This window comes from Janthinobacterium sp. BJB301 (assembly GCF_002735685.1).
In the GTDB taxonomy this organism is placed as follows: Bacteria; Pseudomonadota; Gammaproteobacteria; order Burkholderiales; family Burkholderiaceae_D; genus Janthinobacterium; species Janthinobacterium lividum.
Genome location: NZ_PDZJ01000002.1, coordinates 465,847 through 487,240 on the forward strand (window position 1 = coordinate 465,847; position 21,394 = coordinate 487,240).

General features: G+C 63.3%; 16 protein-coding genes. 4 read left to right on the forward strand and 12 right to left on the reverse strand.

Annotated elements, in window-relative coordinates; all coding sequences use genetic code 11:
- Positions 1-29 precede the first annotated feature (29 nt).
- Positions 30-1,076, reverse strand: a complete 1,047-nt coding sequence (locus CSQ91_RS15435) for a lysozyme inhibitor LprI family protein (protein ID WP_099388863.1) — start codon at positions 1,074-1,076, stop codon at positions 30-32.
- A gap of 173 nt (positions 1,077-1,249) precedes the next feature.
- On the opposite strand from CSQ91_RS15435, the gene CSQ91_RS15440 reads away from it, so the two are divergent.
- The gene (locus CSQ91_RS15440) at positions 1,250-3,406 is read left to right on the forward strand and encodes a dipeptidyl-peptidase 5 (protein ID WP_099388864.1); all 2,157 of its coding nucleotides are present in this window, start codon (positions 1,250-1,252) and stop codon (positions 3,404-3,406) included.
- Between the two features lie 156 nt (positions 3,407-3,562).
- Here CSQ91_RS15440 and CSQ91_RS15445 read toward each other — a convergent pair whose 3' ends face one another.
- The 3 genes from CSQ91_RS15445 to CSQ91_RS15455 all read right to left on the reverse strand — a co-directional run bounded on the left by CSQ91_RS15445 (position 3,563) and on the right by CSQ91_RS15455 (position 6,541).
- Positions 3,563-4,855, reverse strand: coding sequence for an MFS transporter (locus tag CSQ91_RS15445; RefSeq protein WP_034786573.1), 1,293 nt, complete (start codon positions 4,853-4,855; stop codon positions 3,563-3,565).
- 157 nt (positions 4,856-5,012) lie between these two features.
- Positions 5,013-5,744 carry a BON domain-containing protein gene (locus CSQ91_RS15450; protein ID WP_099388865.1) on the reverse strand — a complete coding sequence of 244 codons (732 nt, stop codon included), beginning with the start codon at positions 5,742-5,744 and terminating at the stop codon, positions 5,013-5,015.
- Positions 5,745-5,848: 104 nt separating this feature from the next.
- Positions 5,849-6,541 (reverse strand): hypothetical protein, encoded by a 693-nt coding sequence (locus CSQ91_RS15455; protein ID WP_099388866.1) that lies wholly within the window; start codon positions 6,539-6,541, stop codon positions 5,849-5,851.
- A gap of 193 nt (positions 6,542-6,734) precedes the next feature.
- On the opposite strand from CSQ91_RS15455, the gene CSQ91_RS15460 reads away from it, so the two are divergent.
- Positions 6,735-7,703, forward strand: coding sequence for an IS1595 family transposase (locus CSQ91_RS15460; RefSeq protein ID WP_099388867.1), 969 nt, complete (start codon positions 6,735-6,737; stop codon positions 7,701-7,703).
- A gap of 58 nt (positions 7,704-7,761) precedes the next feature.
- Here CSQ91_RS15460 and CSQ91_RS15465 read toward each other — a convergent pair whose 3' ends face one another.
- Entirely contained in the window at positions 7,762-9,495 is a 1,734-nt protein-coding gene (locus tag CSQ91_RS15465; RefSeq protein WP_099388868.1) for a dipeptidyl-peptidase 3 family protein, read from the reverse strand.
- 111 nt (positions 9,496-9,606) lie between these two features.
- A complete protein-coding gene (locus CSQ91_RS15470; protein ID WP_099388869.1) occupies positions 9,607-10,206 on the reverse strand; it encodes a short chain dehydrogenase in 600 nt (199 codons plus the stop codon).
- Positions 10,207-10,318: 112 nt separating this feature from the next.
- Here CSQ91_RS15470 and CSQ91_RS15475 point away from each other — a divergent pair, with 112 nt between their 5' ends.
- The gene (locus CSQ91_RS15475; protein WP_034786568.1) at positions 10,319-11,236 is read left to right on the forward strand and encodes a LysR family transcriptional regulator; all 918 of its coding nucleotides are present in this window, start codon (positions 10,319-10,321) and stop codon (positions 11,234-11,236) included.
- 9 nt (positions 11,237-11,245) lie between these two features.
- Here the strand turns inward: CSQ91_RS15475 and CSQ91_RS15480 are convergent, their stop codons facing one another.
- From CSQ91_RS15480 to CSQ91_RS15490, 3 genes are read right to left on the reverse strand one after another with little or no spacing between them, the layout of a single operon-like run.
- Positions 11,246-12,724 (reverse strand): efflux transporter outer membrane subunit, encoded by a 1,479-nt coding sequence (locus tag CSQ91_RS15480; protein WP_230520729.1) that lies wholly within the window; start codon positions 12,722-12,724, stop codon positions 11,246-11,248.
- 40 nt (positions 12,725-12,764) lie between these two features.
- Positions 12,765-14,363, reverse strand: a complete 1,599-nt coding sequence (locus tag CSQ91_RS15485) for a DHA2 family efflux MFS transporter permease subunit (RefSeq protein WP_034786566.1) — start codon at positions 14,361-14,363, stop codon at positions 12,765-12,767.
- 6 nt (positions 14,364-14,369) lie between these two features.
- Positions 14,370-15,569: an HlyD family secretion protein gene (locus CSQ91_RS15490; protein ID WP_099388870.1), complete on the reverse strand. Its 1,200-nt coding sequence runs from the start codon at positions 15,567-15,569 to the stop codon at positions 14,370-14,372.
- Positions 15,570-15,713: 144 nt separating this feature from the next.
- Here CSQ91_RS15490 and CSQ91_RS15495 point away from each other — a divergent pair, with 144 nt between their 5' ends.
- Positions 15,714-16,430 (forward strand): TetR/AcrR family transcriptional regulator, encoded by a 717-nt coding sequence (locus tag CSQ91_RS15495; RefSeq protein WP_099388871.1) that lies wholly within the window; start codon positions 15,714-15,716, stop codon positions 16,428-16,430.
- 23 nt (positions 16,431-16,453) lie between these two features.
- On the opposite strand, the gene CSQ91_RS15500 is transcribed toward CSQ91_RS15495, so the two are convergent.
- From CSQ91_RS15500 to aceF, 3 genes are all read right to left on the reverse strand, one after another.
- Positions 16,454-17,623, reverse strand: a complete 1,170-nt coding sequence (locus CSQ91_RS15500) for a hypothetical protein (protein WP_099388872.1) — start codon at positions 17,621-17,623, stop codon at positions 16,454-16,456.
- A 255-nt stretch (positions 17,624-17,878) separates the two neighbouring features.
- Positions 17,879-19,663 carry a dihydrolipoyl dehydrogenase gene (gene lpdA, locus CSQ91_RS15505; protein WP_070281363.1) on the reverse strand — a complete coding sequence of 595 codons (1,785 nt, stop codon included), beginning with the start codon at positions 19,661-19,663 and terminating at the stop codon, positions 17,879-17,881.
- Between the two features lie 10 nt (positions 19,664-19,673).
- Positions 19,674-21,362, reverse strand: a complete 1,689-nt coding sequence (gene aceF, locus CSQ91_RS15510) for a dihydrolipoyllysine-residue acetyltransferase (protein ID WP_099388873.1) — start codon at positions 21,360-21,362, stop codon at positions 19,674-19,676.
- Between the last annotated feature and the right edge of the window lie 32 nt (positions 21,363-21,394).

Below are 21,394 nucleotides of genomic sequence, written 5' to 3' on the forward strand. Positions count from 1 at the left end.
TCTTCGTGGTAGTACGCTTCCCGCATGCTTCAATTCTCCAGCAAGTCGTGCAGTTGCACATTGCGCCGCGATGTCAGCAGGCCAGCCCAACTGTCGCTCGTCACGGACGGGTAACGCACTGCGCCAAAGTTCATCCACGCATCGCGGTATGCCAGCCACAGGCGTTGGGTGGCGCGGATGCCATCCGTGCGCACGGCGCCCGCATGAGTTTGCGCCGGCTTCTTCATGAGCTTGCCGTAGATGGCGTTGAGTTCATTGTCGAGCGCCGCCGCCTGTTCCTTGGACATGCTGGCCGGCAGCTTGCCCGCTTCGTACTCGCGCAGATCGTGCGCCAGCAGATCAAGCTCGGCCGTGCGGGCGGCGATGCTCAAAGCGGCGCGGGCCGTGCCGCTCAAATCCGTTTCATTGGCCGCGCGCGCATCGGCAAACTTGCTTGCCGCCGCCTGCAGTTTTTGCAGCGACGCTTGCGCCGCGGCAGGCATGCTTGCGCTGGCTTTGCCTGTCGCCTGCGTGCGCACGCGTTGTTTCTGGCGCGCATCGATGGCGCTGCACACGCCCATCATGTAGCCGCTGGTGATGTCGTCGCACAAATCGATCATGCCGCGTCCGCTGGCATTGATCTTCTGCAAGTGTTCGATGCGCCCTTGCATCTCGGCCGGCGCCGCATCGATGCTGCACGCGTACTTCAGCGCCAGCAACGGGTCTTTCTGCACGCCCTGCCCATTCTGGTACAGCATCATCAGGACAGCGCTGTTCTGCGTGGCCATGGCGCAATGACGCGCAGGACGCCAGTCCGCCGGCTTGGGCGAGGACATACTCTTGGTATCGTAATACAGGTCTGTTGCCTGGCACTGCTGCAGCGATGCCACGGCGGACGGCGCCGGCAGGTCGGCCGGCGGCGGCGCCGCATCCTTGACCTTCAGGCAACCCGCATACCAGGCTGTGCTTTCCGCGTGACCCACGCCCATGGCGCTGGTATTCGGGTACGGTGCGGGCGCCGCGGCAAAAACCGGGGCAGCCAGCAGGCAGCTCGCGCCCAGCAATATCGTTTTCAATAAGGGTAGACTAATTTTCATGGCCGGCCACAGGTAGCATCAGTAAAAGAACAAGTTTAACTGATCAGCCATGGCGCGCCCGCCCGATACGTGGCCGTCCCACGTGGTAAGTAACGGTACACAGCCTTGGCAGTGCAGGAAACCATGGGCAATAATGTTGCCCGCTGTACTTTTTTCACTACCGGACCACGCCCATGACCTCACCCCGTCTTCGCCGTTCCCTCGGCTCCCTGCTGATCGCAGCGGCCTGCGCCTCGCTGGCAACGACCGTCCACGCCGCCGATACCAAGGCCACCACCCCAGTTGCCGCCACGCAAACCAATGCCAGGCACGCCATCACGCATGAAGACGTGTGGCTGATGAAACGGGTGGGCGCCCCTGTCGCCAGCCCGGACGGCAAGTGGGCCGTGTTTTCCGTGGTCGACAGCGCCTACTCTAGCCAAGACCAATCGTCGGACCTGTGGATCAAGTCGCTGCTTGACGACAGCCCTGCGCGCCGCCTGACCTCGTCCAAGGGCGGCGAAAGCGCCGTGGCCTGGTCGCCGGACAGCCGCCAGCTGGTCTTCGTTGCCAAGCGCGACGGCGATGAAGCGGGACAGATCTATCGCCTCGACGTGGCCGCTGGCGGCGAAGCGCAGCGCCTGACCTCGCTCACCCTGGGCGCGCGCATGCCGAAATGGAGCCCGGACGGCAAGCAATTGCTGTTCATCAGCGATATCTATCCAGGCAACAAGACGGAAGCCGACGTCAAGCAAAGCGCGAAAGAGCGCAAGGAGCGCAAATACAGCGCCCGTTCGTATGAAACGACGGCGCCCCGCTATTTCGACAAGTGGCTGACCGACAAGCAGGTGCGGCTGTTCATCGTCGACGCCGACGCCGCGGCAACCCCGCGCGACATCCTGTCGGGCACGCAACTGGTCACCCTGCCGGGCTTTGGCGGCGGCCAGGGCGACGAGGGACAATCGCTGGATGCCGTCTGGACGCCGGACGGCAAGGCCGTCGTCTTCAACGCGGCCACCAACCGCGATGCGGCCCAGCGCGAAGCCGTCTACTCCCAGCTTTACTTGCTGCCCTTGGCGGGCGGTGAAGCGCAGCGTTTGACGCAGGATAAACACAGCTACGGTTCCCTGAAATTCGCGGCCGACGGCAAGACGCTGTTCGCGCTCAGCGACGCGCAAACGCCGGGCAAAGTGTATGACGTGAAACGCCTGGCCAGCTTCGCCTGGCCGATGAGCAACCCTGCGCCGACCATCCTGACGGCCAAGCTGGACCGCTCGATTTCGCGCTTTGTGCTGCCGGAAGGCGGCAAGCGCGTCATCTTCAGCTATGAACATGCTGGCCTGGAAAAGCTGTACTCGATCGACGCCAGGGGTGGCGACGTGCGCGAGGAACCATCCTTGCCGACGGGTACCATCAACTCGCTGAGCAGCGGCGGCAAGGCCCTGGTGGGCGTGTGGGAATCCGCCATCAACCCGCCGGAAATCTACGCCTTCAACGGCAAGCAGCCGAAGCGCCTGACGACCTTCAACACGGACAAGGCAAGTAAAATCGACTGGCAGGCGCCCGAGCACTTCTGGTTCACCACGGCCGATGGCCGCCAGATCCACAATATGCTCGTCAAACCGGCCAACTTTAACCCGAACAAGAAATACCCGCTGTTTACCGTCATCCACGGCGGCGCGGCCAGCATGTGGCGCGACCAGTTCGTGCTGCGCTGGAACTATCATTTGCTGGCCAAGCCCGGCTATGTCGTGCTGCTGACGGACTACAAGGGTTCCACCGGCTATGGCGAGGAATTCTCGCGGGCTATCCAGTTCGATCCGCTGAAGGGCCCTGGCGATGAAGTCAACCAGGGCGTCGATGAAGCCATCAAGAAATATCCATTTATCGACAGCACGAAACTGGCTGCCGGCGGCGCCAGCTATGGCGGCCACCTGGCCAACTGGCTGCAAGCGACCACCACGCGCTACAAGGCCATCGTCTCGCACGCGGGCGAAATGGACCTGATCATGCAATGGGGTACCAGCGATGGCGGTTTCGGCCGTGAAACCAATGCAGGCGGCCCCGTCTGGTCGAACCTGCCCGTGTGGCGCGAGCAAAGCCCAATCATGCAAGCGGGCAACCACGAAAAAGGCACGGGTTTCACGACCCCCATCCTGATCACCGTGGGCGAGCTCGACTACCGCGTGCCGGCCAACAATGCCTTGATGAACTTTGCCGTGCAACAGCGCCTGAACGTGCCGGCGAAATTGCTGGTCTTCCCGGACGAAAACCACTGGATCTTGAAGGGAGAGAACAGCCGCTTCTTCTACAGCGAAGTCGAGGGCTGGCTGGCCAAATACTTAAAATAAGAACACCACAGAACAGTCCATGGCGGCGTTGCATTGCCTAGTCGTACTATTCGTACTGCCTTCGGCAATGCGCCTTGCCCTGAACGTGTTCTGAGGCGTTCTTGAAAACTTGAAAAATGAAAAAGCCAGGCTCCGCTCACGCGGGCCTGGCTTTTTTCATGCGGGCTGGGCAGAGGCCACGGCCGCCTTCTGTCGCTGGATCGCCAGCACCAGCAGCGCGGCGACGAGGCAGGCGGCACCGGCCGCGAACAGGGCAGGATTGTAGGTCAGCATCAGGGTGCGGATGCGGCCTGCGCCGTAGGCGGCCACGGCGGCGCCAAGCTGGTGGCCGGCGAAGATCCAGCCGAAGACCATACCCGCCCGCTCCCGGCCAAACGTGGCCCCCACCAGCTTCACGGTCGGCGGCACGGTGGCGATCCAGTCCAGGCCGTAGAACATGGCGAACAGGGACAGGCCGTACAAGGTGAATTCCGAATACGGCAGCCAGAACAGCGACAAGCCACGCAAGCCGTAATACCAGAACAGCAGCTTGCGGTTGTCATAGCGGTCCGACAGCCAGCCGGACAGGATGGTGCCGAACAGGTCGAACGCGCCCATCATGGCCAGCACGGATGCGGCCGGCACGGCTGACAGGCCCGAGTCGCCGCACAGGGAAATGAAATGCGTCTGGATCAAGCCATTCGTGCTGAGGCCGCAGATGAAAAACGTGCCGAACAATATCCAGAAGGTGCGGTTCGCCGCCACGCTGCGCAGGATCATGAACGGCGTGGCAAACGTCATTGTTGCCGCCGGCGCCGCCACCAGAGGCGTGGCCGGGTCGGCGCCGTAGGGACGCAAGGCCACGTCCTGCGGGCGGTTGCGCATGCACAGGAAGGCCAGCACGGCGACGATGGCGCAGGCGGCAAACACGGGCATGACGGCCGTGCGCCAGCCGTAGTGCTCGATCAGCCAGGCGCCCACGGGCAGGAACAGCAGCTGGCCCGTGGCCGAGCTGGCCGTCAGCACGCCTACCACCAGGCCACGGTGCGTCTCGAACCAGCGGTTCGCCACCACGGCGCTCAAGACCAGCGCCGTCATGCCCGAACCGAGACCCAGCAGGATGCCCCACAGGGCGACCAGGTGCCAGAACTGCGTCATGCGCGTGGCCAGCAGCATGCCCGCTGCGATCAGGCCCAGAGCCACGCAGATGACATTGCGCAAGCCGAAACGCTCCATCAGGATGGCGGCAAACGGCCCCATCAGGCCGAACAGCACGAAGCGCACGGCCAGGGCCGAGGAAATCTGCTCGGCATCCCAGCCGAACTCGCGGCTCAAGGGCTGCATCAGCGCGCCCGGCAAACCCAGCGCGGCCGACGACGTCAAGGCGGTGAGGAAAGTAATGGCGACGATGACCCAGGCAAAGTGCACGCCGCGCCGCTCCAGCCATTGCGAAAAAGATAGGGAAAGCATGCCGTCCTCATGAGAAAAAGTGAATGCCGGTCAGTATTAGCCGACTGGATTCTCCCCATGTTATATTATGATCGTAATTTATACAATCAAAAAAAACTGGAGCCACACTGCTGCGTGCGGCTCCAGTCCCGGCTTTAACGCATCGACAGAATGCGGCTTACTTCACCTTCAAGCCATTCTTCACATCCGTCACGCCTTCCACGCCACGGGCCAGGTCGGCGGCTTTTTTCACTTGCGCCTGCGAAGGCACGAAGCCGCTGAGCATGACGACGCCGTTGACCGTTTCCACGTGCACATCGAGTGCTTTCAAGTCGTTGTCCTTGACGAGGTCAGCCTTGATTTTCGTCGTGATGACAGAGTCGGCCACGGCCGTCTTGGTGCTGCCGGCCGCATTGCGCGTCACGCAGGCGGCCTTGGCCGTCGCATCCATGGCATCGCAATTTTCCTTCGTCGTGGCGGGCGGATTTTGCGCCACATTGGTGCCGGCCCTGGCGCCCGTTTTCGCGTCAGCCAGCGCCGCCGTTTTCGCCGCCTTGGCATCGGTCATGCACGTGGTTTTATCGGCCCCCGTGCGATCGCCGCACTTGGCCTTGGCCAGGTCATACTCGGCATTGGCGACATCCCTGCGGGCCTTGCCCAGTTCGCGCGGCGTGTTGCGGTATTGCGCCACGGCGTCCGAATCGGCCTTGGCGCGCGCCACCCTGGCTTCCTCCACGCAGACTTTTTTCGCGTTGCCGCTGTGGGCGTCGCAGGCGGCCTTGGCCTGCTTGTAGTCGGCCGATGCCTTGTCCGTCAAACTCTTGTACGAGGCATCCTGCGCATACGCGGGCGTGGCGGCAAGCAGGGCGCTGGCACTGGCGGCCAGCATGAGTGCGATCATTTTGTTCATGATGGTTCCTCTCTGGTTAATTGATGCCCAGATTAGACCCCTGCCGCGCGCAAAGCTCCGTGCGACAGCACACGCTGACAGGCCATCCGCGTAAAAAAGCATGTTTATTTGTCGCCGCTCAAGCCCTTCCGCCACAATACTTGCGCCTGTTCAAATGGTGAAACGGACTCATCAAATGCATCCGCGCCAGCGGCCAGCGCCAGCCAGGCTTGCGTGGCGTGCGAACCACTTGCGCCATCGCCAGCCGCGCGCACGCCGCGCATCCAGGCCAGCACATCCTGATACTGCCCGGGGTGGCGTCCATGCATCCACGCCAGGGCTACCAGATCCGCATAGCCCTCTTCGCGGCGCGTCTCGCGCAGCTCCTGCGCCAGCGGTGTCAACTTGCCCCGGCGCATGCTGCGCGGCTCGACAAAGCCGCGTGGCAAGGCATGCCAGTCGCCCTGCGCATAGCGCTGGCAGTGGCCGATCTCATGCGCCGTCATCGCTTCCATCATCAGGCCGTGGCGCGTGGGTGGCACGCCTTGCAGGACACTGTCCGCCTGCGCATTGCCGCGCAAGGACAGCACCAGCTTGCAGCGCCCTGCCGCGTAGCCCAGCGCCAGCGGCACGGCGCCGGGCGCCTCCTGCGGCTGCACAATGATATCGATGGGCAAGCCTTGCGCACGCGCAAACGCGATGACGGCTTGGCCCGCCTGCAGCCAGCGGGTTTCCAGGTCGGTGAGCTTGGCGGCAGCCACGGCGGACACAGGAGACAAAACGATGAGCAAGCTCATCAGCAAGAGCGGATTTGGCATGGGATCGGCGGGAAAAAGAGGATATACCGCTGCAGGGTAAGCGGCGAAAATATTTCCACAAGGAAAAACTGGCAACTTTTCATAAATAAAGACGAAAAAAAACGGCTCTGTCACCGGTAAATAGGGGAACTGCCGGAATCTTTCCTGGACTGTGTTGTCTGACTCTGCATAGTCACCATCCAGGGAGCAGCTCATGCAGGCAGCCGAATGGATCAGCTTTATCGCGCAGTTTGCGCGATTGAACCGGCGCCAGCGGCAAGCAGGAATGCTCCTGCTGCGTGGCGACGCGCCACCCGACACGACTATCGCGCTGCTGGAAAGTGTGGCGCAGCCGCGCTTGGCCTGTCCCGCCTGCCACTCGTCTCGCCTGCACCGGCATGGCCATGCGCACAGCCTGCAACGCTACCGCTGCGTGCCTTGCGGGCGCACATTCAATGCCTTGACGGGCACGCCGCTGGCCCGCTTGCGCCACAAGGCGCTGTGGCTCGATTATGCCGATTGCCTGCTGGAGTCCAGATCGGTGCGCCAGGCCGCTCAGCAGCTGGGGTTGCACCGCAACACCACTTTTCGCTGGCGCCACCGCTTTCTCAGCGTAGCCAGGACGGACCGGCCGCACGGTCTGCATGGCATTGCCGAGGCCGATGAGCTGTATGTACTGGAATCGGAAAAGGGATCCAGGCAGATGACGCGTCCGGCCCGCCGCCGAGGCGGACGTGCCCGCCAACGCGGCATTTCCAATGAACAGGTCTGTATCCTGGTGGCGCGCGACCGCACAGGCCAGACCCTCGATTTCGTCACGGGCAAAGGGGCGTTGACGAAGGCGCAGCTGCACCGTTATTTGTTGCCCATCATCGACAAGGATGTTCTGCTGGTAACGGATGGCCATGCCGCCTACCGGGCGTTTGCCAGGGAGGCGGGCATCAGCCACCAGGCCGTCAACTTGCGCGCCGGCATCCGTGTGCAGGGTGCCGCCCACGTACAGAACGTCAATGCGTATCACAGCCGCTTGCGGCAATGGCTGGGTCCCTTTCACGGCGTGGCGACGCGCTACCTGCCGAACTACCTGGGATGGCGCTGGGTACTCGACGCCAGGCGCATCCGTTCACCAGAAACGTTATTGAAAGCAACGCTGGGAGCATTCCCACATCTGACGGTGACATAGCCAAAAAAAACCGGCGCAGAGGCACCGGCTTTTCACACTGATAATAATCAAGGTCAGCTTATTTCTTCGCCGCCTTGTCCAGCGCGCGGGCCGTGACGAATTCCGGGCGGATATCGTTAGGCACGGCCTTCATCTTGTCGAGCGCCACCTGCACTTCGGGGCGGATCACCACGTACTTGGTCATCAGGTCTTTCGCGCGCGCATAGTCGCCCGTCGCCTCGATGGTCAGGAATTCGCGGTCCAGGTCGATCACGGCCTGTTTGATCTTGCCAAAATCGACGCCGAACTTGCCGTCGCCCAGTGACACAAAGCCGCCCTTGTCGAGGATGTAATTCATCTGGATAGCCATGCCGCGCGCATGCGAATCCGTCAAGCCGAAATGCAGGGTGCGGAAACCGGAGGCAAGGAAAGTGTTGTACAGCTTGCGCTCGGCCGCCTCGCCCTGGCCCAGGGTGTCGTTCAGTTGCCCCTTGTCCATCATGTAGCGCAGCGCGAACAATCCCGTGATGTCGGCCTTGGCTTCCTCGATGGTCGAATAGGCTTCCTTCAAGTCCTGGCGCGGCGTCGATGGCTTGCCGTCGACCACGGTCGCATGCGGACCCAGGCCGTGCATGATTTCATGCGCGAGGATGTGCGTGAAGAAGGAATTGAAATCCACATCCCGCTGCGCTTCGGGCGTGAGCACCAGTTTCGAGATCGGCGTCAGGGTGGCCTTGAACTTGGCCTCCTGCACATTCTTCAACATCACGCGCTTGGAGCCGCGCGCGCTGATGATGCGCTCGTCGTTCGGCAAGTTGTAGGCGGCCGTCTGCACGGCCATGTTGCCGTCACCGGCGCCATATACCTGGTTGACCACCACCATCGGCGCCAGCGCGCCCACTTTCGGGTTGCGGTACCGGGCGTCGAGCGGCAGGTTGTCTTCCAGCTCCTGCATGTGCCTGGCGAAGAAATTGAGCTTTTGCGTTTCCGCCTGGTCGCGGATGTTCACGTAAGCTTCGAACGCGGCCTTGTAGCCGAACAGCTCGTCGTTATACGTCTCGTACGGGCCGATGGTGATGTCGACGGGCGAATCGAGGTCCATCCAGGCGAAGTCGGACGGCAGATAGTCGTTGTCGAGGAAAGCCTTGGCGCGCAAGGTCAGGAATTTCTTCAGGGATGCATTGTCCGTGGCGGCCGCCGCCTCGTCGAGCAGCTTGGCCAATTGCTTCAGTTCCACCTTGTATTCATCCGAATATTTTACTGTGTGGTATTTGCCGTCCTTGCCCGCGCGAATCGTCGTGAAGAACCATTGCGCCTGCTGCTTGTCGTCCGCCGGCAAGCCGTTCATCCACGTTTCCAGGCTGGCCTTGGTGGCGCCCTGCGGATAGAAATTGCCCGCTTCCGGCTTGTGCGCGGGAATGGCGATGCCCGCATAGCTGGCAGGCATGAACGAGGCATGGGCGTCAAGCACCGACCATGGCCCCTTGTTGATCCAGAAATAGTTCAAACGGGCCTGGCCCAGGGCCGACTTGTCTTTCTTCAGGGCCGCCCACAGCGCTTCATTGCCGGACCAGCGCTGGCGCAGCTGCAGCACGTCGACCAGCTTGGCCGCTTCGACCAGCTTGGCGATCGCCTGGCGGTCGCCTGCGGACAGGTGCGTGACATCGGCCGTCAGCGCGACGGGCGCATAGCGGGCGCTCATGCTGGTCAGTTGTTGCGCGGTGGCCGGGGTGGCTGGTGCGGCCGCTTGCGTTGCGGCGCAGGCGCTGCCGACGGCGGCGGCCATCAGCAGGGGAATCAGGATGTTTTTCATGGGGCCTCGGTGTGTGGTTCACAGCAAGCAAGCGCCCCGCACCATCACGGCGCGGCCGCTTCCTTGTTCAGCCTGCGATTGTCCCACCTGCCCCATGGCATGGCAAGCGGCTTACCAGACCTTGTACACCTGCCCCGTCTGCGCCCCTTCCACGCTGCGGCTGTAAGCGAGCGCCACGCGGCTGGCGGCGACCGGTTCGAAGCCGTAGAAGAAGGGGCCATACGACTCCAGCGACTCCTCCAGCACCGTGGGGCTGACGACATTGATGCGCACGCCGCGCTGCAACTCGATGGCGGCGCCCCGCACGAAACCTTCCACGGCCGCGTTGGTCATGGTGGCGGCCGTGCCGAAGCGGATCGGCTGCTCAGCCACGATGCCGCTCGTGAGGGTGATCGAGCCGCCGTCGTTCAGGTATTCCTGCGCCACCAGCGCCACGTTGACCTGGCCCATCAGCTTGCTGTCCAGGCCCAGCTGGAACTGCTCGGGCGTGAATTCGGCCAGGGGGCCGAAATGCAGCTTGCCGGCCGTGACGACGACGGCATCGACCTTGCCGATGCGCTTGAACAGGGCGCGCACTTGCGCGATGTCGCCCATGTCGGCCTGGTGCGTGCCGCTGCGGCTGCCCACTTCGATGATTTCATGGCGTTGCGCCAGTTGGGCGGCGACGGCCGTGCCGATGGTGCCGCTGGCGCCGATGATGACGATTTTCATGCTGCTTCCTTGTGTGGGTTGAACGATGGAGCCAGTATGCGCCGCTTACAAAAAGGAATAAATACGCTAGAATTTACAAGATTACCAACCCAAAGTTTGCAATCAAGGCGCCATGGATAAATTGCGCAGCATGGAGATTTTTGTCGCCGTCGTCGATGCGGGCAGTTTCACGGCCGCCGCCGAGGCGTTCCGGATCTCGCCCGTGATGGTGGGCAAGCACATCAAATACCTGGAAGAGCGGCTGGGCACGCGGCTGCTGGCGCGCACCACGCGGCGGCAAAGCCTGACGGAAATCGGCCAGCAGTATGTGGAGCAGTGCCGCCAGATTTTGGCCAGCATCCATGCGGCCGAACGGGGCGCGGAAGCCATGCGCACGGCGCCGCGCGGCAAGCTGAAGATCACGGCGCCCGTGTCCTTCGGCAGCGAGTGCATCGCGCCGCTGCTGGCCGACTACCTCGATGCGTATCCGGAAGTGAGCCTGGAATTGAACCTGAACGACAGGACGGTGGACCTGGTGGAAGAAGGATTCGATGCGGCCATCCGCATCGGCAAGCTGGAAGATTCCGCCATGGTGGCGCGCGCGCTGCGGCCGTATGCGATGGTGATCTGCGCCGCGCCCGCCTACCTGGCCAGACACGGCACACCGCGCACGCCGGCCGATCTGGCGCGCCACGAATGCCTGGACTTCATGCAATGGACGCGGCATGTGCGCTGGCGCCTGGCCAGGAGCGGCGACGACGACGGCAGCCCCGTGCGCGAGAGCCGCTTCCGCTCGAACAATGGGCAGGCGCTGCGCGTAGCGGCCCTGCACGGCTTCGGCATCGTCATGCAGGCGGAAATCCTGATGGCCGGCGATATCGCCGCCGGCAGGCTGGTGCCGCTGCTGGCCGACTACGTGCCGGCGCCGCGCCCCATGCACCTCGTGTATGCGCGCGACCGCCAGCCCACGCCGAAACTGACGACCTTCATCGATTTTCTGCTGGAACGCTACGGGCCGGCGGCGACACCGCCTCCGGCCACGCTCACGTAACCGGGAAGCTTAGTTCACCTTTGCGGCGGGCGCCGACGCCAGCTTGGCCAGCTCGCCGTCCGGCTGCCAGCCGGCACCTAAAGAGCGGGCCACGGCGACGGTCGCCAGCAGGCGCTGGGTCTTGATCTGCGCGGCGGCGCGGTCCGCGGCCAGCGAACTGCGCTGCGCGTCCGTCACGTCCAGGTAGGTCGAGATGCCGCGCTCGTAGCGCGTGCGCGCCACCAGGTAGGCGCGCGCCGCCGCTGCCTGCGACAGGGCCTGGGCGTCGCCCTGCAACTGGCGCTGCTCCACGTCGGACAGCGCATCTTCCACTTCGCGCAAGGCCGTCAGCAGCTTGGTTTCATGGTTCGCCACGGCTTCCGCATAGCGCGCCTTGCTCAAGTCCAGGTTGGCCTGGTTGCGGCCACCGTCGAAGATCGGCAGGGACAGGGCCAGCGGACCAAAGCTGAACTGGCGCGAACCGCCCTGCGCCAGGTCGCGCAGCTTTTCAGAGGCGTAGCCGAAATTGCCCGTCAATTGCAGCGTCGGATAAAACGCGCCTTCGGCCACGCCTACTTGCGCATTCGCCGCGCGCAGGCCCGCCACGCTGGAAACCAGGTCAGGACGGTGCGCCAGCAGGCTGGCAGGCAGGCCGACAGGGATACCTGGCGGCAGCGGCAAGATGGATGGATCGGCGGCGACCGGCAATTGCAGCGCCGACGGCGGCTTGCCCGTCAGGGTGGCCAGGCTGTTTTCCAGCTGGTTGCGCTGGCGCTTGACTTCATGCAGGTCGGCCTGCGCGTTCGACAGTTCGACTTTCGCGCGCGCCAGGTCCAGCTCATTCGTCAGGCCCGCGTTGAAGCGCGCCTCGACCAGCTGCGCCGATTCGCGGCGCGTATCAAGCGCACCATTCAGGATCGCCATTTCCGCATCGAGGCCGCGCAGCTGCCAGTAGTTGCTGGCCACTTGCGCCGACAGCATCAGCAGCACGCCGTCGCGGTCGGCCTGCGCCGCCAGCGCCTGCGAATCGGCCGCTTCGACCATGCGCTTGACACGCCCCAGCAAGTCGACTTCGTACGACAGCGTGCCACCCACGGAAAAATTGTTGCCGCTGATGGAGCGGTTGCCCAGGGCCAGGCCCTGCGAGGTATTGGCCGAGGTGCGCGAGTTCGAGATGCCCGTGCTGACGTTCACGCTGGGCCCCTGGTTCGCACGCGCCGTGCCGCTTTGCGCCAGCGCCTGCAACAGGCGTTCGCCGGCCGCTTTCACGCTCGGGTTGTCGCGCAGCGCGGCTTGTTCCAGCCGGTTCAGGGTGTCGTCGCCGAACACGTTCCACCATTCGGCCGGCAATTGCGCGGCGTCCGCGCTACCCGCGCCATGGCGGAACGTGGCCGTGTCGATGCCGGCCAGATTGGCGGGCGCCTTGAAATCCTGGCCCACGGTGCCGCAGGCGGCAAGCAGCACGGCCAGCGAGGCGGCTGCGGCGATTTTGGTCATAACTGTGTTCATGATGTGTACCTTCTTGTTCTTGAGGTGTTTGCGTACGCGGTCAATGACCGCCGCCACCGCCACCGGGGGCTTTGAGTTTGTCGGCCAGCCACAGGGGCACGATGCAGGCCAGCAGGATGGCGCCGATCAGGAAGAAGCCGTCGTTATAGGCCATCACATACGCTTCGCGGCGCACGATGCCATCGATCGCCTGCAAGGCCTGGTTGCCGGCCGTGACGGCGTCATAGCCCTTGGCCATGAACGAGGACGTCAGCTGGTCGATGCGCAGCTGCGTGGCACTGGAATAGGCATTGATCGCTTCACCCAGGCGCTGCGAATGGAAGTGCTCGCGGGTGCTCAGGGCCGTGGCCAGCAGGGCGATGCCGATCGAGCCGCCGAGGTTGCGCGTCATGTTGAACAGGCTCGAAGCGGATGCCATGTCCTTCGGCGCGATGCCCTTCATGGCGAAGTTCGACAGGGTCAGCATGACGAAGGGCTGGCCCAGCGCGCGCACCACCTGCGACCACAGCAGCTGGTCGTAGCCGGTGGAAGCGTCCATGTAGGCATTCATCATGCACGAGCCGCCAAACAGCAGCAGGCCGATCGAACACAGGATGCGGTTATCCACCGTCGACGACAGCTTGGCGACGAAGGGCATGATGAACAGCTGCGGCAAGCCCACCCACATGATGACTTCACCGATCTGCATCGGCGAGTAGCCGGCGATCTGGCCCAGGAACAGCGGCAGCAAAAAGGCCGAGCCATACAGGCCCATGCCCGTCACGGCCGACAGCACGGTGGCGACCAGGAAATTGCGCTGGCCGTACAGGGCCAGGTTGACGAACGGTTCGGCGCGCGTGGCGCTGGTGACGACCCAGCCCAGGATGCCCGTCAGGGCCAGCGCGGCAAAGGCGATGATGAAACCCGAGTCGAACCAGTCCTTCGAATTGCCCTCTTCCAGGAAGATGGTCAGGCAACCGAGGCCCAGGGCCATGAAGAAGATGCCCAGCCAGTCGGCCTTCCAGAACAGCTTCAGTTGCAGCGGCTCCTTGTCCAGGCCATAGATCATGCCGACGATCAGCAGCACGCCGGGCACCCAGTTGATGTAGAAGATCGATGGCCAGCCATACAGCTCGGAGAGGTATCCGCCCAGGGTCGGTCCCATGGCCGGCGCCAGGGTCGCCGTCAAGCCAAAGATGGCCATGCCGACGGCGCGCTTCGATGGCGGCAGCTTGAGCATCACCAGGGTAAACGCCATCGGAATCAGGGCGCCGCCGGTGAACCCCTGCAGCATGCGGAAGACGATCATGCTTTCCAGGTTCCAGGCCGCCCCGCACAGGGTGGAGAACAGCAGGAAGAAAGCGGTGGTGCCGATCATGTAGGTACGCAGTCCGAACACGCGCGCCAGCAGCGCGGTGAGGGGAATGACGATGATTTCCGCCACCAGGTAGGCCGTGGAAATCCACGAGCCCTCTTCCTGGGTGGCCGACAGCGAGCCAAGGATATCCTTGAGCGAGGAGTTGGTGATCTGGATGTCGAGCACCGCCATGAAGGCGCCCAGCATGCCGGCGGCGACCGCCAGCCAGGTGCGCCCGGAGACTTTTTCGTCGATCACGGGAAACGCTGGCGGCTTCGCCAGCGTGGTGGAGGGGCTGCTCATGGAAGTTTAGCGGGTGGTGGACTGTGCGGCTGAAACGGGAGCGGCGGCGTGGCGCGCAGCCGGCTGCGTTTCAGGCTGATTCACTTCCACTTCGGCGATCACCGACATGCCCGGCACCAGGCGGCCATTCATGGCCTTGATGTCTTCCGGCTGGAAGACGATTTTCACGGGCACGCGCTGGACGATCTTGGTGAAGTTGCCGGTGGCGTTATCGGCCGGCAGCAGGGCGAATTGCGCGCCCGAGGCAGGCGCGAAACTGTCCACGGTACCCACCAGTTTCTTGCCCGGCATGGCGTCGATGGTCACGTGCACGCTCTGGCCTCGGTGCAGGTCGGCCAGCTGCGTTTCCTTGAAGTTGGCGGTGACCCAGACGTTGTCCTGCACGATGGCCGTCAGTTGCTGGCCCGGCTGCACGCGCATGCCCGTTTCCACGTTGCGCTTGCCGATACGGCCGGCGACGGGGGCCAGGATGCGGTTGTATTGCAGCTGTTGTTCCGCGTCCTTCAATTGCACGCGCAGCACGGCCACTTGTGCCTTGGCCACGTCGCGCGCAGCTTGCGCCGCGCCAATCTGCGCCTTGGCGGCCGAAGCGCTGTCGCGGCGGGCGGCCAGGTCGGCCACGGCGCTCGAGCGGGCCGCGTTGGCCGCGTCGAGTTCCGCTTTCGATACGGCTTTCATCTGGCTTGTGTACAGCTGGCCATAACGGTCCGCATCCTGTTTTGCGCGCAGCAGTTGCGCATCCGCTTGCGCCACTTGCGCCTGGGCGCCGCTGGCTTGCGCCTGCACTTGCGCGATCTGCGCATCGGCCTGCAGCACTTGCTGCTCGGCGCTGGCGATCTGCGCGGCGATCTGCTCGGTTTTCACGCGCTGGTCGAACGGGTCGAGTTCGGCGATCACGTCGCCCTCTTTCACCATTTGATTGTCGTCGATGAAGACCTTGGTGACGACGCCGGAAATGCGCGCCGAGACGGGATGCACGTGGCCGGCCACGTAGGCGTTTTCCGTTTCCACGAAATAGTGGCTGCGGTACCACATGCGGGCACCAGCGCCCAGGGCGACCAGGACGATCAGGCCGGCGATGATTTTCACGCGATTGTTAGGTGGTGCGGAGCTGGCGGAAGCGGCGGGCGCGGAAGGTGCGGCAGGGGCCGCGGGTGGGACGGCACTCAGCACCTTGTGCTCTGCCTGGCCTGGCTGGTTGGACATACTTGCTCCGGAAATGAAATGATGTATGTTCATTATTGGGCAAAGAAAAGCCAAAGTCAAGAAATGAAACGATTGCATTTCATTTTAATTTGCACTACAGTGTGAGCCATCACTTACCTTCCACCTTATAAAGAGACCCAGACCATGTCCGATCCCGGCCTCAGCGACACCGTGCCTACCGACAAAGAATCCGACGACGCCCAGGAGCTTTCCTGCTGCGGCAAGCCTGCCGGCCGCCCGCGCGCGGCCGACATGGAAGCGCGCATGGAAAACCTGCTGCACACGGCCGGCTGCCTGTTTCTGGAAAAGGGGTATGGAAAGGTCAGCCTGGAAATGATCGCCCGCGAAGCCCATGTGGCCGTGCGCACGATTTATGTGAAGTTTGGCGGCAAGTCCGGCTTGTTCAATGCCGTGGTGGAATTGCGCCGCGCCGCCTACTTCTCGACCATGCCGGCGCTGGAAACGGATATGCGGCCCCTGCCCACGATCCTGGGCGAATTCGGCCTGCTGTTCGTGCAACTCGTCACCATGCCGGCGGCCATCCGCCTCAATCGCATGGTGGTGGCGGAAGCGGCCACGCACCCGGAACTGGCGGAAACGTTTTACAAGGTGGGGCCGGGACAGACGCGCGAGATGCTGACCCGGTTTTTCAGCCGCCCCGACATCGCGCCCCTGTTTCGCGCGGAGCTGACGGCGGCCATGCTGTCGCTGCACCTGCTCAATTGCCTGCTGGGGGACCAGATGTCGCGCCTGCTGTTTCCGCCACAGGCACAACCGGATGTGGCGCAATTGCGCGCCAAGGTGGCGGTCAGTCTCGACCTGTTCCTGCGTGGCACCCTGCGCCAGCCGCTGGCGGACTGATGCGGGATGGCTGGCCGGGGAATTCAGCCAGGGCGGCTGCAATCTTCCGGCAGCGCCGCTTCGGCGCGTGCATCGCTCAAGCCCAGCGCCCGCAGGAAAGGCTGGGCCGCCGACGCGCCATCAAGACTGAGTGAAGACTCACTTCCATCGTAGCGATCCGGGCCATAGCGCATCAGGTCGAACGAGGTTTCAAAGCGCTGCGCCAGGAAATACGTGCGGAAATAATCGAAGGAAAACGCCACCTGGCCATCGGCCCGCAACAGCAAGCCATGCGCATACAGCGGCGCCAGCCAATCCCCGGCCGCCATGCTCCAGCCCTTCACGCCACAATAGTCGCTGGCAAAACGCTCCAGCTCCGCCTCGCTGAGGAAGACGGTCTTGGCTTCGAACATCACGAACGCCAGTTCGATCAGGAATTCGCGCGCATCGGCAGCCACGCCGGCGTCCACGCGCTGCTGCGCGCCTGCCTTGCCCAGCAAGCCATCGAGATAGGCGCGCTCGCCTGCCAGTTGCGGCAGCAAGGTGGCAAACACATACTCGGCATCCATCTGCCCCGTTTCCTGGCCATTCGGCGTGTACAGCACCGACAGGGCGAAGTTCTTGCTCACGTCATCGAACTCACGCAGGGACACCGTCCACTGCGTGCCAGCCGCGCCGCCATCGGCCGCGCCCGTGCCAAACTCGAGCACGGCAAAGGCCGCCATCTGACCCTGCGCACTGTACAGACTGCCGGGATTGCTCTTGAACAGGATGCCCAGCGACTTCATCAGCGAACTGGCATCGCCCGTATGCTGGTGGCCATGGAAGACGGCGTGGATATTCTTGTAGTATGCGCGCTGCTCGGCGCTGGCGTGCTCGTCGGCGGAGAAAAAGCTGAAGCCGGCATTGCCCAGCGCCGCAGCCGCGACACCCTGCACGCGGCTGCCCGGCACCAGATAGAAACGCGCGCCGGGCAAGCTGGCCGCCTGCAGCAAGGGGCGCAGGAAGTATTCGTAGACATACACGGGCGTTGTATCGGCACAGGCGTCCAGCGCCACCAGCTGGCCCGTGAAGAAAATCGCATCGATCTTCTTGCCTGCCGCCAGGAGAGCAGCCACATCCTGGTACAAGGCATGCAGCATCACGGCTTGCTCTTGCTCATCGGCCCGGCGCAAACGGACATCGGCAATATGAAGGGCGGTAAATTTTTTCATCGTTGCAAAACTCTCTCAGTACAGCGGAACTTGACCGTATCCCACGCTGGCAACATTCCTGGAAAAATCACACGCTTCCGTTGAAGCAAAAGCAAAACATGGTTACAGACCTCCATTCTGCCACTTTTTCCACACGGCAATACTCACCAATTTTCACAAGACACCGCTGTGCCACGTTTTACTATGCTGCAGGTCAAGGGAAATAAAAAAACCGGGAACATGTCCCGGTTTTTTATACTGAAAGTTAACTCTTTATCAGCGCTTGCGCGGCGGCGGCAAGTCCGTGCACACGCCTTCGTACACTTCCGCAGCCATCCCGATCGACTCGCCCAGGGTTGGATGCGGGTGGATGGTCTTGCCGATGTCGGTGCCGTCGCAGCCCATTTCGATGGCCAGCGCGATTTCACCGATCATGTCGCCCGCATGCGTGCCGACGATGGTGCCGCCGATGATGCGGTGCGTTTCCGCGTCGAACAGCAGCTTGGTGAAGCCTTCGGCACGGCCATTGGCCACGGCGCGGCCGGAAGCGGCCCAAGGGAAGTGGCCCTTCTCGACCTTGATGCCCTTGGCTTTCGCTTCGTCTTCCGTGATGCCGGCCCATGCCACTTCCGGATCCGTGTAGGCGACCGACGGGATCACCTTGACGTCGAAGTGCGACTTCTGGCCGGCAGCAGCTTCCGCTGCCACGTGGCCTTCATGCACGGCCTTGTGCGCCAGCATCGGCTGGCCCACCAGGTCGCCGATGGCGAAGATGTTCGGCACGTTGGTGCGCATCTGGCTGTCGACGTTGATGAAACCGCGGTCTGTCACCTGCACGCCGGCCTTGTCGGCGGCAATCTTCTTGCCGTTCGGACTGCGGCCCACGGCGACCAGCACCAGGTCGTAGACTTGCGGCGCCGGTGCCGTGGCACCCGCTTCGGCTGCTTCGAACGTGACCTTGATGCCTTCCGGCAGCGCCTCGACAGCCACCGTCTTGGTCTTGGTCATGATGTTGTCGAAGCGCTTCTCATTGAACTTCTGCCACACCTTGACGGCGTCGCGGTCCGCGCCCTGCATCAGGCCATCCATCATCTCAACCACGTCGATGCGCGCGCCGAAGGTGGAATACACGGTCGCCATTTCCAGGCCGATGATGCCGCCGCCGATGACCAGCATGCGTTTCGGGATCTGGCGCAATTCCAGCGCGCCCGTCGAATCGACGATGCGCGGGTCTTCCGGCACGAATGGCAGCTTCACCACGGACGAACCGGCCGCGATGATGGCCTGCTTGAACTGCACGACTTTTTTCGAACCGTCGCCTGCCGTCACTTCGATATGGTTCGCGGAGAGGAACTGGCCCACGCCCGTGACGACTTGCGTCTTGCGCGCCTTGGCCATGCCGGCCAGGCCGCCCGTCATGTTCTTGATCACGCCTTCCTTGTAAGCGCGGACCTGGTCGATGTCGATGGTCGGCTTGGCAAACGTCACGCCCGTGTTGGACATGTGCGCCGTTTCATCGATGACGGAAGCGACGTGCAGCAGCGCCTTGGACGGGATGCAGCCCACGTTCAGGCACACGCCGCCCAGGGTGGCGTAGCGCTCGACGATGACGGTGCTCATGCCCAGGTCGGCCGCGCGGAACGCCGCCGAGTAGCCGCCGGGACCGCCGCCCAATACCATCATGTCGACATCGATGTCGACCTGGCCGCTGTAATTGCCGGCCGGGATGGCGGCAACGGCTGCCGGTGCTGCCGCCGGGGCAGCCGCCGGAGCTGCTGCCGCAGGTGCAGGAGCCGCCGCAGGTGCGGCAGCAGCCGCACCTTCAGCTGCTTCCACCACCAGCAGCGCGCTGCCTTCGGCGATCTTGTCGCCTACCTTGACCTTGACTTCCTTGACGACACCCGCGTGGGTCGATGGAATCTCCATGCTGGCCTTGTCCGATTCGACCGTGATCAGGGACTGGTCCACCTTGATGGTGTCGCCGACCTTGACCATCAGTTCGATGACTTCGACTTCCTTGAAGTCGCCGATATTCGGTACTTTTACCTCTACTGTGCTCATCAATCGCTCCTTACAGCAGAATTTTGCGCATGTCGGCCAGGACTTCGCCGAGGTACACGGAGAATCGCGCGCCCATCGCGCCATCGACCACGCGGTGGTCGTAGGACAGCGAGGTGCCCATCATCAGGCGTGGCTGGAAGGCCTTGCCATCCCATACCGGCTTGATCGAGGCTTTCGACAGGCCCAGGATCGCCACTTCCGGCGCATTGACGATAGGCGTGAAGTGCGTGCCGCCGATGCCGCCCAGGGACGAAATCGTGAAGCTGGCGCCCTGCATGTCGGCCGGTTTCAGCTTGCCTTCGCGTGCTTGCAGCGACAATTCCGTCATTTCGCGGGCGATCTGCGAAACCGACTTCTGGTCCGCGCCCTTGATCACCGGTACCACCAGGCCATTCGGCGTGTCGGCCGCGAAGCCGATGTTGTAGTACTGCTTGAGGATCAGGTTTTCGCCCTTGGCGTCGAGCGAAGCGTTAAACGCGGGGAATTTCTTCAGCGCGGCGACGGACGCCTTGATGACGAAGGCCAGCATGGTCAGCTTGGCCGCATCCTTGTTCTTCGCATTGGCCGCGTTGGTATCGACGCGGAACGCTTCCAGGTCCGTCACGTCCGCTTCGTCGAACTGCGTGACGTGCGGGATCATGACCCAGTTGCGGTGCAGGTTCGGACCCGAGATTTTCTTGATGCGCGACAGCGGCAGCAATTCGGTCGTGCCGAATTTGCTGAAGTCCAGCGACGGCCATGGCAGCAGGTCCAGACCCACGCCCGAACCGCCTTTGGCAGCGGCCGGCGCATTTGGCGCGGCGACGGCGCCCGACATCACGCCCTTGACGAAGTTCTGCACGTCTTCCTGGGTGATGCGGCCCTTCGGACCGGAACCGCCCACGCGGGCCAGGTCCACGCCCAGTTCGCGCGCGAACTTGCGGATCGATGGCGACGCGTGCGCCAGCTTGCCATTTGCGGCAGGCGCGGCGGCGGGAGCTGGTGCGGCAGCAGGTGCGGCGGCAGGTGCGGCGGCAGCCACCGGCGCCGAAGCGACGGCGGCCGCTGGTGCGGCGGCAGCTTGCGCGGCAGCTTGCGCGGCAGGTGCAGGTACAGCAGCGGCAGGAGCAGCGCCGCCCGTCGTTTCCACGACCAGTACCAGCGAACCCTTGGCAACCTTGTCGCCGACCTTGACTTTCAATTCCTTGACGACACCGGCATGGCTCGATGGAATTTCCATGCTGGCCTTGTCCGATTCGACCGTCAGCAGCGACTGGTCGACCTTGATGCTGTCGCCCACCTTGACCATCAGTTCGATGACTTCGACTTCCTTGAAGTCGCCGATATCGGGCACGGTCACTTCCACCAGCGCAGGCGCGCCGGCAGCGGCAGGTGCTGGCGCGGCCGCAGGAGCCGCGGCTGGTGCAGCTTCAGCAGCCGGTGCCGGAGCGGCAGCGGCAGGCGCTGGCGCCGAGGCGTCATCCGCCACTTCCAGCAGCAGGACCAGCGAACCTTCGGCGATCTTGTCGCCCACGTTGACTTTCAATTCCTTGACGACACCGGCGTGGCTCGATGGAATTTCCATGCTGGCCTTGTCCGATTCGACCGTGATCAGGGACTGGTCAACCTTGACCGTGTCGCCTGGCTTGACCATCAGTTCAATGATCTCGACTTCCTTGAAATCGCCGATATCCGGGACTTTGACTTCCACAATGCTCATAGCTTGCTCCGTTATTTTATTTGTCAGATGGA

Coding starts and splice junctions, on each gene's coding strand:
- CSQ91_RS15435 (WP_099388863.1), bottom strand. CDS start 1,076: ATGAAAATTAGTCTACCCTTATTGAAAACGATATTGCTGGGCGCGAGC.
- CSQ91_RS15440 (WP_099388864.1), top strand. CDS start 1,250: ATGACCTCACCCCGTCTTCGCCGTTCCCTCGGCTCCCTGCTGATCGCA.
- CSQ91_RS15445 (WP_034786573.1), bottom strand. CDS start 4,855: ATGCTTTCCCTATCTTTTTCGCAATGGCTGGAGCGGCGCGGCGTGCAC.
- CSQ91_RS15450 (WP_099388865.1), bottom strand. CDS start 5,744: ATGAACAAAATGATCGCACTCATGCTGGCCGCCAGTGCCAGCGCCCTG.
- CSQ91_RS15455 (WP_099388866.1), bottom strand. CDS start 6,541: ATGCCAAATCCGCTCTTGCTGATGAGCTTGCTCATCGTTTTGTCTCCT.
- CSQ91_RS15460 (WP_099388867.1), top strand. CDS start 6,735: ATGCAGGCAGCCGAATGGATCAGCTTTATCGCGCAGTTTGCGCGATTG.
- CSQ91_RS15465 (WP_099388868.1), bottom strand. CDS start 9,495: ATGAAAAACATCCTGATTCCCCTGCTGATGGCCGCCGCCGTCGGCAGC.
- CSQ91_RS15470 (WP_099388869.1), bottom strand. CDS start 10,206: ATGAAAATCGTCATCATCGGCGCCAGCGGCACCATCGGCACGGCCGTC.
- CSQ91_RS15475 (WP_034786568.1), top strand. CDS start 10,319: ATGGATAAATTGCGCAGCATGGAGATTTTTGTCGCCGTCGTCGATGCG.
- CSQ91_RS15480 (WP_230520729.1), bottom strand. CDS start 12,724: ATGAACACAGTTATGACCAAAATCGCCGCAGCCGCCTCGCTGGCCGTG.
- CSQ91_RS15485 (WP_034786566.1), bottom strand. CDS start 14,363: ATGAGCAGCCCCTCCACCACGCTGGCGAAGCCGCCAGCGTTTCCCGTG.
- CSQ91_RS15490 (WP_099388870.1), bottom strand. CDS start 15,569: ATGTCCAACCAGCCAGGCCAGGCAGAGCACAAGGTGCTGAGTGCCGTC.
- CSQ91_RS15495 (WP_099388871.1), top strand. CDS start 15,714: ATGTCCGATCCCGGCCTCAGCGACACCGTGCCTACCGACAAAGAATCC.
- CSQ91_RS15500 (WP_099388872.1), bottom strand. CDS start 17,623: ATGAAAAAATTTACCGCCCTTCATATTGCCGATGTCCGTTTGCGCCGG.
- lpdA (WP_070281363.1), bottom strand. CDS start 19,663: ATGAGCACAGTAGAGGTAAAAGTACCGAATATCGGCGACTTCAAGGAA.
- aceF (WP_099388873.1), bottom strand. CDS start 21,362: ATGAGCATTGTGGAAGTCAAAGTCCCGGATATCGGCGATTTCAAGGAA.